This window comes from Streptomyces sp. NPDC041970 (assembly GCF_055588985.1).
In genome coordinates, this window is record NZ_JBVJCD010000001.1 from 286272 (window position 1) to 298012 (window position 11741).

Below are 11741 nucleotides of genomic sequence, written 5' to 3' on the forward strand. Positions count from 1 at the left end.
AGTTGTTTGTTGGGTGGGGGCCCTTTGTTGTTGGGTGTTTTTTTTCCCCCCCCCCCCCCCCCCCCCCCCCCCACCCCCCCCCACCCCCCCCCCCCCCCCCCCCCCCCCCCCCCCCCCCCGCGTCGTCGCGGTGCCCTCGGGCCGTCGCGGGATCGGCGTCCTGATGTGAAGGCAGCCCCCCCGTCTTCTCGCTTCGTCCCGCTCCCGCGGGCGCGCGTCCGCCGCCGCGGCGTCATGCCCGCAGACCGTCCGGGCGGGGGCGATCCAGCTCGGCGCGCCCCTCGCACACCCAGCTTGACCTGCGAGTCCACCTGTTTGGTCGGTATATCGCCCTGTTTGGTGATCACGATCGCGTGTCGCTTCGAATCGAGCGTTGCTCCGGACCGGGAGCACACATGAGAGGCGGTCAGAATGTAAGCAACATGTAAATGACATGCGGGTTAATCGGAGGAAATGTGATAAGCAGTCGGGGGCGGCAGATGCCGCCTCTCAGAACGACCGGCGGTGCCCGCAGGGGCAGACGCGTCGCGGCCGGTCTCGCCGCCGTCCTGCTGGCGCAGACGGCGCTGGTGTCGACGGTGAGCGGTGCGGCCTTCGCCGCCGGCCCCGCGGGAACGAGCGCCTCGGCCGCGGAGACGGTCCCCACGCCGCCCGGTTCCGCCTCGGCCGGAACGAGAAAGGCCGCGTCGACCGCCGACTCGGTGGCGGCCGGCCTGCTGATGGCCCGTCTGCAGAAGCGCCGGATCGAGGTCGTCCCGGAGCGCACGGCGACCACCACCACCTACGCCCGGCCCGACGGGTCGCTGGAGACCGCACTGTACGCCGGGCCCGTGCGGACCCGCGTTGACGGCCGCTGGGAGGACATCGACACCGCGCTCGTCGACTCAGGGCCCTCGCTGGAGCCCAAGGCGGCAGCCGCCGACGTGCACCTGTCCGACGGCGGTGACACATCGCTCGCCTCGGTGGCGCGCGGCGGCCACTCCCTCGGGATGCGGTGGTCCACGCCCCTGCCCGCGCCCGAGGTGAAGGGCGACACGGCCTCCTACGACCTGGGCCGCGGCCAGACGCTCACCGTGACGGCGCTCTCCCAGGGCTTCTCGCAGAACGTCGTCCTGGACGAGCCGCCGACCGCGCCCCCCGTCTACCGGATCCCCCTCGTGCTCGGCGGCGGACTCAGGCTCTCCAAGGCGAGCACCGGCCGCCTGCTGCTCAAGGACACCGCGGGCAAGCTCGTGGCCGAGGCGCCGGCTCCGATGATGTGGGACGCCTCGGTCAACCCGGCGTCCGGCGAGTCCAAGCACCTGGCGCCGGTGGCCACTTCGATCGAGACGGCCGCCGGCGGCGCCCAGACCCTCGTGCTGAAGCCCGCACCGGCGTACTTCGAGAAGGACCTCACCTACCCGGTGACGGTCGACCCGACGTCCACCCTCGCGGCTTCCACCGACACCTGGGTGGCGACCAACTACCCCGACTCGCAGGTGTCCTCCACCGAGCTGAAGTCGGGCACGTACGACGCGGGCGCCACCAAGGCCCGCTCGTACCTCAAGTTCGACGTGGCCCCGCTCAAGGGCAAGCGCATCACCAGCGCCAAGCTGACGCTGCACTCGTACTACGCGGCCACGTGCGCCACGACCGGAGCGGGCACCCAGGTGCGGCGGGTCACCTCCGCCTGGGACTCCTCGGCCATCACCTGGGGCGCCCAGCCGTCGACGACCGCCGAGGGCGCGGTGACCAACAAGGCCGCGCTGGGCTACAACTCCTCCTGCCCGGCCGGCGACATGGCCTTCGACGTCGCCCCCATCGTCCAGGCGTGGGCCGGGGGTTCGGCCAACCACGGCCTGCGCGTCGCCGGGGCGAGCGAGACCGACTCGACGACCTGGCGGCGGTTCCGCTCGGCCAACCACGTCTCGGGGGACGGCTCCACCGAGCCGCACCTCACCGTGGCGTACAACTCCTACCCGGCCGTCCCCACGGCCGTGGCCATACTCCCGTCCGCCGTGAACAGCTACAACGGCAGGCGGTACGTCACCTCGCTCACGCCGATGCTGACGGCCGGCGTCAAGGACCTCGACGGCTCGAAGACCAAGGCGCAGTTCGAGATCACCGCGGACCCCGCGTTCGCGGACACCACCTACGCGTACACCGGGACCTCCCCCGAGGTCGCCTCCGGCAGCACGGCCAAGTTCACGATCCCCGCGGCCGGCGCGTTCCCCGCCGGCGCCCATCTGCGCTACCGGGCCCGAGCCCACGACGGCACGGACTACGGCCCGTGGACCGGGTACACCACGTTCACGATGAACACGGCCAAGCCGGCCGCGCCCAAGGTGTCGTGCGAGACGTACGAGGAGAACGGCTGGACGGCCAGGGCCGACGGGCCGGTCACCTGCACGCTCGACACGGAGTCCACGGACGGCGCCGGCTACTGGTGGGGGCTGGACGACCCGGCCGTACCGCACAAGCAGCTCGACACCACCAACGGCAGCGGCGGTGACGCCGCGAAGATCACCGTCACTCCGGGGGACGGCTGGCACACCCTCCACGCCAAGACCGTCGACTCCGGCGGCAACCTCTCCACGACGTCCACCGCCTACCAGTTCGGCGTGGGCGAGGACGGAGCGGCCGTGCTGTCGCCCGGCGACGGCGCGGAGACCGCCCGGCGGCTCACCCTGGCCGCGAAGGGACTGTCCTCGTACACGGGCGTCACCTGGCAGTACCGCCGGGGCGAGGAGGACACCTGGCGCACCGTCCCGGCCTCGGACGTCACCGCGTCCGGCGAGGCGGTCACCGCCTGGCCGGTCAAGGTGACCGGCGGCGTCGCCGCCCCCCTGGTGTGGAACGTGGTGTCCACCCTCGCGGAGGACGGCGGCATCGCCCTGCGCGCCGTGTTCACCAACGGCACCACCAGCGGCCACACCCAGACCACCGAGGTCACCCTCGACCGGGACGCGGGCAACGCGCCGTCGAGCGGCGTCGCCACCGGTGAGGTCAACCTGCTCACCGGCGACTTCACCCTGACCGAGCCGGACGCGTCCGCCTTCTCCGTCCAGGTCCAGCGCACCTTCTCCTCGCGCACCAACGACACGGACGCCGAGGGCCAGGCCGAGATCTTCGGGCCCGGCTGGACCTCGTCGATCAAGGGCGAGGAGAGCGGATCGTTCACCCAGCTCCGCAAGACCTCGGACACCTCGGTGGAGATCCTCGACGCCGACGGCTCCAGCATCGCCTTCACCGCCGCCGCCCAGGGAACCTGGGCCCCGCAGCCGGGCCACGAGTCCCTGGTGCTCACCGGAACGCTGAGCGGCACGTCCTTCACGCTGAAGGACAACCAGGCCGACGTCTCCGTGTTCACCAAGGCCGGAGCCTCCGCCACCACCTGGCCGCTGGCCTCCAGCGCCTCCGCGGTGGACGACACCCAGGTCACCTTCGTCTCCGAGACCGTCACGGACGCCGGCCGCCAGGTGGCCCGCCCCAAGTACGTGGTCTCGCCCAGCGAGGCGGCCACCGCCGCGCAGTGCCAGGCGGACCCCGCCCGGCGCGGCTGCCGCGTCGTGGAGTTCGTCTACGCCGAGCGCACCACCGCCTCGGGCGACAGCCTGGGCGACCGCCAGGGCCAGGTGCAGGCCGTCCGCCTGTGGGCCACGGCCCCCGGAGCGACCGCGTCCACCGCCGAGGTCGTCTCCCGCTACGCCTATGACGACAAGGGCCTGCTCCGCGAGGTGTGGGACCCGCGCATCGGCACGGCTCTCAGGACGGCGTACGCCTACGACTCCGACGGCCGCGTGACCACCCTCACCGAGGGCGGCCAGCTCCCGTGGACCTTCACCTACGGCAAGGCCGGCTCGGCCCTGACCGCCGGCGCGGGAATGCTCCTGAAGGCGTCCCGCCCCGGCCTCGCGGAGGGTTCGGCCACCACCACCTCGGGCACCGCCGCGACCACCGTCGTCTATGACGTGCCCCTCGCCACCGAGCGCGCGCCCCACCGCATGGACAAGGCCACCGTGGCCGCCTGGGGACAGGACGACGCGCCCACCGACGCCACCGCGCTCTTCCCGGCCGGATCGACCCCGGCCTCCAGCACGGGCTCCGACCTCTCGGCGGACGACTACGCGGCGGCGACCATCACCTACCTCAACGCCGACGGAGAGGAGACCAACACGGCCTCGCCCGGCGGCTCGATCACCACGACCGAGTACGACGCCCACGGCAACACCGTCGCCGAACTGACCGGGGCCAACCGCGAGATCGCACTGCGCGCCGACGACGCCGCCGCGGCCGCGCTCGGCCTCGCCGACCTCTCCGGCGCGGAGCGCGCGGAGCGCCTCGCCACCACCTCGGTGTACTCCGCCGACGGCGCGCGGCTCCTGCACGAGTACGGCCCGCTGCACCTGGTCACCCTGACCGAGGAACTGACCGGCGCCACCGCCGAGGCCACCCTCCCGGCGGGCTCGGTGGTCCCCGCCCGCGCGCACAACAGCTACGTCTACGACGAGAACCGGCCGGCCGACGCCGCGGTGTCCGACCAGGTGACCACCACCGCCACCGGCGCCGCCATCGAGGGCCACGCCGAGGACGCGGACCTCAAGACCGCCTCCGTCGCCTACGACTGGGCGACCGGCCAGGTCCTCTCCGGCAAGAACGGCGCCACTGCCACGGCGCGCACGGTCTACGACGCCAAGGGGCGCGTGCTCAGCACCCGTACCGCCGGGTCGGACGGCTCCGACGCCGGGACCCTGCGCTACACGTACTACACCGCCGACGGCTCCGGTGACTGCGCCGCCCGGCCCGAGTGGGCGGGAATGCTCTGCCGCACCGCTCCCGCCGCCTCCGTGACCGCGGGGGGCGACAACCCGAAGGACCTCGTCACCACCGGCTACACCTACGACCGCTCGGGCCAGGTGGCCACCCGGACCGAGACGGCGAACGGCAGCACCCGCGTGACCACCATCGTGCGGGACACCGCGGGCCGCACCGTGAGGACGTCGGTCGCCGGCGGCGTCGGCGAGGCGGTCGAGGACACCACCCTCACCTACGACAAGGCCACCGGGCAGCCCGCCACCCGGAGCTCCGGCGGCCAGACCGTCGCCTACGCCTACGACGCCCTCGGCCGTCCCGTGTCCTACGACGACGGCACCGGGAACACGACGACCACGGCGTACGACGTCCTCGACCGCCCGGTGCGCGTCTCCGACTCCGCGCCCTCCACGGTGACCTACGCCTACAACGAGGCCGGCCAGGTCAAGAAGATCACCGACTCGGTCGCAGGCTCCTTCGGCGCCACCTACAACGCCGACGGCAGGCTCACCGGCGAGACACTGCCCGGCGGCTACACGCTCACGGTGACCACCGACACGGCGGGCAAGGAGACCGGCAAGGAGTACACCGACCAGGCCGGCGTCCCCGTCCTCTCGGACGTCGCGGGCACGACCGTCCACGGCGACCAGGCGCAGCACACCCAGACCGACGGCGCCACCACCGAGAGCGCCTACACCTACGACGCCACCGGCCGCCTGGCCACGGCGACCGACACCACAGCCGGAGGCTGCACCACCCGCGCCTACGCCTTCGACGCGAACAGCAACCGCACCGCGCTGACCACCACGTCGGACGACTGCGACAGCGGCACCGACGACACGACGCGCACGGCCGTCTCCTCCGCCTACGACAGCGGCGACCGGCTGACCGCCGCCGGCATCGCGTACGACGCCTTCGGCCGCACCACCGCCAGTGGCGCGAACACGATGACGTACTACGCCAACGACCTGGTCCGCAGCGAGAGCACCGCGAACCGGCGCACCGTCCGGTACCTGGACGCGGTCGGCAGGCTCGCCCGCTCCACCGAGCAGGTCAAGCAGGCCGACAACACCTGGGCCGACGGCGAGAGCACCACCAGCCACTTCGCCGACGACGAGGACAGCCCGACCTGGACGGCCTCGTCCAAGGGGAGGATCACCCGCTCCGTCACCGGTCCGGGCGGCCGACTGTCCGCGCTCACCTCGGGCGCCGGCGACACCGTCCTGCAGCTCTCCAACCTGCACGGCGACGTCGCGGTCCAGCTCCCGCTGGACCAGGCCGCCGCCCCCGTCGTGCAGCGCTACGACGAGTACGGCAAGCCCCTCGACGGGACCGCCTCCGCCACCTACGGATGGCTGGGCGCGTACCAGCGCGACAGCGGTACCGCCGCCGGCGTCGTCCTCATGGGCGTCCGCCTGTACGACTCCGCCGCGGGCCGCTTCCTGTCCGTCGACCCGGTCCAGGGCGGCAACGACAACGACTACGAGTACTGCCGGGGCAACCCGGTCTCCTGCCTCGACCTGAGCGGCGAGTACTCCTACGGAGCCTCCTACAGGATCGGCTACTTCTACAGCTCGGCCAAGAGCGTCTTCAAGTGGATGCGCAACCACTTCTGGGTCTTCCCGCTGACCGGCTGCGGCTCCACCCTCAACAAGGGGGAGCGCTGCAACCTGGCCTACGGCAAGGGGCCCGTCCGGGTCACGAAGATCTACTCGACGGGCTGGAAGTTCAAGTCGCTCAAGGGCCACGTCGAGGGCAAGAACAAGAGCATCAAGTTCTGGCTGGGCAAGAAGTACGGGATACTCCAGCTCAACGTGAAGGCATGGGGGCCCAACAACACCTGGTGCAACCGGAACAAGCCCTGCTCCAAGGCGAACAACGTCTTCGCCAAGGTCATGTGGGCCCTTTTCGCCAACAACATCAGTTGGTACGCGCCGCGATGGTGACGGATCGACGCCGTCCGAGAAAGGAGGCGAACGTGCGAAGCGTTTCGACGAGCCCGCTGATCCGCACCGCCGGAGCAGTGGCCCTGGTCGGGGCCGCGCTCCTGCCGGGGCTGGTCGCGGCACTCCCCCTCGCGTTCAACGGCGCGCAGCACGTGCTGGGCGCCACGGGACGCGCGACCATGCCCGAGGGGGTGACGGCCTCACTGGGGTGGGGCGTCGCCCTGCTGACGGCGGCCGTCCTGCCCTTCGCGGCGGTGCCGGTGTCCCTGTTCACGGCACGGGCCGGACGCCTGCCCCGTGATCGGGCGGTACGCGTCTGCGCGGCGGCGGTCCTCGCGTGCGGACTGCTGTCCTGCCTGATGGCGGCCGTGTCCGCGGCCGTCTGACGAAGGACCGGCCGAACGGCCGGGGGCCGGGAACCGTTTCCCGGCCCCCGGCCCTTTTTCATGCCCGCGCCCGGTCCGAAGGGGACGCACGCCACGCACACGCCGACTCGGGCACGGCGCGACGGCAGCCGCGGCGCCGCCGTCCCCGAGGAAAGACCTTGGCGCAAGCGGCTTCGCGCCCGCAGCAAGCCCCATTACGCTGACCGACGACCCCGCGGTCCGTCCCTCCGGACCACTGGAGAGCGCCATTCAACATCCCAGCGAACGAAGGCACTCCCTTGCTCCTGAGAAGACGGATGACCTCCAAGATCGCCTTGGGCGTCGCCACCGTACTCGCCCCGGCCCTGCTCGGCACCGCGGCCGCGGCCGCACCGACGGCCGCGCCCGGCTCGTCGGTGCCCGCGCCGGCCACCGTGCCCGCACCCGTCTGGCAGAGGTGCGGCGACGGCGTTCCCGCGACCGTCGAGTGCGCGACCCTCGAGGTCCCCCTCGACCACCGAAAGCCGGGCGGCACGAGGATCGATGTGTCGCTGTCGCGGATCAGGGCCGCCGACCCCGCCCTACGCCGCGGTGTCCTCCTGTTCAATCCGGGCGGCCCCAGCAGCTCCGGGCTCTTCTACCCCTTGGCGCTCAGCGACCATCTGCCCCAGTCGGTGAAGGACCGGTACGACCTGATCGGTTTCGATCCGCGCGGGGTCGGTGCGAGCAGCCCGCTCTCCTGCGGGACGACCGGCGCGGGAGAGCGGAAGACGTACCGGCCCTACACGGAGGCCACGTTCGCCCAGGACGTCGCCTGGGCGCGCGGCATCGCGGACCGGTGCCGCGACCGCGGCGAGGGAACGCTCCCGCACATCAGCACCCGCAACGTGGCACGCGACATGGACGCCATCCGCGCGGCCCTCGGGGAGCGGAGGATCTCGTACTTCGGGCTGTCGTACGGGACCTACCTCGGCGCCGTCTACACGCAGTTGTTCCCGCACCGCGTCGACCGGTTCGTCCTGGACAGCGCGGTCGACCCCGAGCGGGTGTGGCGGAGCATGGCGCGGTCATGGGCGGTGCAGGCCGAGGCCGCGTTCGACCGGTGGACGGAGTGGACCGCCCGCCACGCGGCGCGGTACGGGCTCGGCGGCACGCCCGCCGAGGTCGAGAAGCTGTTCTGGGACATCGTGGCGCGCGCCGACCGGGAACCGCTCGATCTGGGAGGGACCGTCTTCGACGGCGCCGACGTGCGCGAGTACATACGCTGGGAGATACCCCATCCGTCGCGCGCGGCCCGGACTCTGGGGTTGCTGAGGGACGCCGCGGCGGGCAGGCCCGTCCCGACGTTCCCGGTCTTCACGCCGAGCGACAACGAGTTGGCGAGCTTCATGGCGATCATGTGCGGTGACGTGCGCTGGCCCGCCGACCCGGCCGTCTACCGGGCCGATGCCAGGCGTGACAGCGTCCGCTATCCCCTGTACGGGGACTCCGTCTCCAACATCTTCCCGTGCGCGTTCTGGGACCGGCCGGCCGAAGCGACCACCGAGGTCGACAACAAGGTCCCCGCGCTCATCGTCCAGAACGAGTGGGACCCGCAGACGCCCCTGGCCACGGCGCTTGGCCTGAGGCGGGCGTTGAAGGGCTCCCGGCTCGTCACCGTGGACGAGGGGGAGGGCCACGGCGTCTACGCGCTCGGCATCAGCGCCTGCGCCGACGCCGCCGCCACGAAGTACCTGACCACCGGCAGGCTGCCCGCCGGGGACGTCACCTGCGCCGCCGACCCGAGCCCCGCGGCCGCCGGCTCCCGTACCACCGCGCCGAACCCCCGTCCCGGCGTGGGTCCGCCGGCGCTCTTCGGGCACTGATCCGCCCGATGCCCCGCCGGAGTCCACCGCGCGCTCCGGTGAGGCAGGCGACCTGTCCTGTCGAAGAGGCGGTCGCACGCCGGCCCGTCCCGACCGCGGAGGGCGGCGGGTTCAGCTCGGGGGCCCCGGCGCCTCGCGAACGATGCGCCGGGGCGGACGTCAGCGCTTCCAGACGGTCGCACGCCAGGTCGTCGCGTTGCCCGCGCCGTCGGTACCGACGGCGAATCCGGCGATCACTCCGGCGTCGTTGACGGCGAACGCCGCGGCGTGGGGACCGAGCGCGGTCGGCGGCAGCGGGACGACCGTGCCGTCGGGCTTCCACAACAGGGCCTTGTCCAGCGCGGGGTTGCCGGCCGGCGGCCACGCGTACCCGACAGCCGTCCCCCGGTTGTTGATCGACAGCACCTCCCCGGCCGCTTCCGCCGGATTGGCGAGCAGCGTCCGCGTGCCGTCCGCGTTCCAGCGGGCCGGGGAGCCGTCGGGGGAGTCCTCCAACGACGACCCGACGGCGGTGCCGGACCGGTTGACGTCGTATCCCCGCCCGCGCCCGGCGTCGCGGACGGTGCCGTCGGCCGCCCACACCAGGACCCGGTCGTACTCCGTGCTCCCGGCCCGTCGCCCGTGCCCGAAGACCACCCCGTTGTCGGTGATCCGGCTCGTCCGGGCCCCGGCGAACCCCACGGGCAGGGGCAGCGCGCTCACGACGCCCGCCGCGTTCCAGCGCACGGGGTGCGCGGGGCCGCCGGTGACGTCGCGCTGCTCGGTCCATCCGACCGCCGTACCCCTGTTGTTGATCGAGGTCGCGGTGCCGCTGTCGTCGCCGGGCAGCACGGGCAGGTCGGTCCTGCTGCCGTCGAGCCGCCAGCGCAGGGGGTGGGAGCGGGAGTTCTCCTCCCGCGCGTCACCGACTACGACCCCGGCGTCGTTGACGGCCGCCGCGCTCCCACCGCGCGACCCGGCGGGAAGCGCCAGGCGCGTCGGGGCGCCGCCCGGTGTCCAGCGAACGGGATGGGCGTCGGGCAAGCTGTCGTAGGACAGGCCGACCGCCCATCCGGCGTCGCTGAGTGCGGCCGTGCGGCTGAACTTCTCACCGGGCAGCGGCGCCAGAGGGGTGTAGCCGGGGCGGGCGGCGTTCCACCGGATCGCGAGCGGCCCGTCGGAGCCCTCCGCGTAGTACTCGCCGATGACCGTGCCGCCGCTGTTCAGGTCCTTGACGAAGCTGTGGAGCCCTCCCGGCGGGATCGGGAGCAACCGGGAGGCCGGCAGCCGCTCGGCGGGCGCGGCCACCGCCGCGGGCGTCGCACCGAGGAGGAGCAGAGCGGTTGCCGCCCCTGCTGCCATGGGCACGGGTCGGGGTATGCGCGAACGGGCCACCGGGACACTCCAGCTCTCGACGAGGACATGGCGTGCGGACGCATGGGCGTTCCGCCTGCTCCAGGCCGGCGGAGGACCCGTGCCGCAGCCCGATTCTCCGACCTCCGCGCCCCGTCGGCAGCTCGATCCGCGAAACGACTGGAATCGAACACCGTTCACCTCGCCCCCACCACCGCTGTCCCTCGGATCGCTCCGCCCCACGCGGACGTTCGGGCTCCGAGCGGCGCCGCCCAGCAGCACGTCCGATCCCGCGGGGGCGGTCGCGGCGACGCCCGGCGCGCGCCCTCGCCCGCCCCGATCGCGGCAACAGACGGCAACGGCTTTCGGCCACTCGCTCGGCCCCACGCCCCCCGCGACGACACACCGGCACCGCGCGCCGGGCGGCTTCCGGGGGGAGCGTCCCCCGGCGTCAGTCCTCCACCCGCTCCAGTCCCAGGGAGTACAGGTCCAGAGCGCCCACGCCCGGCTTCTCGTTCCACACCTGGTAGACCAGTGCCGACGGGCCGGGGACGCAGAAGCCGTCGCGCAGGCCGGTCACCACCATCGACGCCAGTCGCCCGTAGTCCGCGGACACCGCCGCCCAGCTCAACTCCGTCCACCAGTTGTCCGCGTGGTCGGTGTCCGGCTGATGCCAACCCGCCTCGGCGATCGACCGGCGGCCCGCCTCGCTCGCGCGCCGCTCGGGTTCGAGGTACCGGTCACCGACCAGCTCGGCCGACACGGCCTCGTCGTCCTTGACGAACTGCGCGAACCGGCGACGGCCCGGCGGGAGGGCCTCGCTGAGGACCACCACCGTCCCATCGGGCATGTAGGTCAGCTCCGTGGCGAGCTTTTCGGCGAACGTCTCCCAGTCGGCCACAGCGGCCCCCCTCGTACTCCTGGATCATGACGCCCTCATGATGGCGGACGGCCGAACGACGGCGAGGACCGGCCCGCGTTCGACCGGCACGACCGCCGGACGCCCGGCCGCGGCCGTCCGCGGGACACGGCTCCGCGGACGGCCAGGCCGGGGGGCGACGTGTCGGCGGCGGCGCTGCCTCGGCCGCGGCCACGAGCCGGCGGGCGCCACCGCCAAGTCGGCGGTCCGGGTTCCACGCCGGACGGCGCGCACCCCGGTCACCGCCATCGGTTCGATCCCGGTGAGCTCGTCCATGACGGCCGCGCGGCGGCGCACCTCCGGGAGGGGTGTCGCGGCCAGGCCGTCTGTCGCGTCACTCATTCCCGCAGGGCATCCACCGCCCCGGACGAGGCCGCCGCCCGACCCCCTCCGCCTCCGGTCGGCAGGGCGAGCCCCGCGGTCCCGTCCGGGGCGGGGGGGGGGGGGGGGGGGGGGGGGGGGGGGGGGGGGGGGGGGGGGGGGGGGGGGGGGGGGGGGGGGGGGGGGGGGGGGGGGGGGGGGG

5 protein-coding genes are annotated in these 11741 nt (G+C 73.4%); 3 read left to right on the forward strand and 2 right to left on the reverse strand.

Translation table 11 applies throughout. The annotated features are described in order from the left end of the window. Positions 1-479: 479 nt before the first annotated feature. The 3 genes from ACZ6EJ_RS01245 (at position 480) to ACZ6EJ_RS01255 (ending at position 8967) form a co-directional block, all read left to right on the forward strand. Positions 480-6737, forward strand: a complete 6258-nt coding sequence (locus ACZ6EJ_RS01245) for a DNRLRE domain-containing protein (RefSeq protein ID WP_469263592.1) — start codon at positions 480-482, stop codon at positions 6735-6737. Positions 6738-6769: 32 nt separating this feature from the next. Further along, positions 6770-7123: a hypothetical protein gene (locus ACZ6EJ_RS01250; RefSeq protein ID WP_469263594.1), complete on the forward strand. Its 354-nt coding sequence runs from the start codon at positions 6770-6772 to the stop codon at positions 7121-7123. 296 nt (positions 7124-7419) lie between these two features. After that, the gene (locus tag ACZ6EJ_RS01255) at positions 7420-8967 is read left to right on the forward strand and encodes an alpha/beta hydrolase (protein WP_469263596.1); all 1548 of its coding nucleotides are present in this window, start codon (positions 7420-7422) and stop codon (positions 8965-8967) included. 159 nt (positions 8968-9126) lie between these two features. Here the strand turns inward: ACZ6EJ_RS01255 and ACZ6EJ_RS01260 are convergent, their stop codons facing one another. Together ACZ6EJ_RS01260 and ACZ6EJ_RS01265 are read right to left on the reverse strand one after the other, a co-directional pair. Next, entirely contained in the window at positions 9127-10314 is a 1188-nt protein-coding gene (locus tag ACZ6EJ_RS01260) for a hypothetical protein (RefSeq protein ID WP_469263598.1), read from the reverse strand. Positions 10315-10750: 436 nt separating this feature from the next. Next, positions 10751-11200 carry a TY-Chap domain-containing protein gene (locus ACZ6EJ_RS01265; RefSeq protein ID WP_469263600.1) on the reverse strand — a complete coding sequence of 150 codons (450 nt, stop codon included), beginning with the start codon at positions 11198-11200 and terminating at the stop codon, positions 10751-10753. Between the last annotated feature and the right edge of the window lie 541 nt (positions 11201-11741).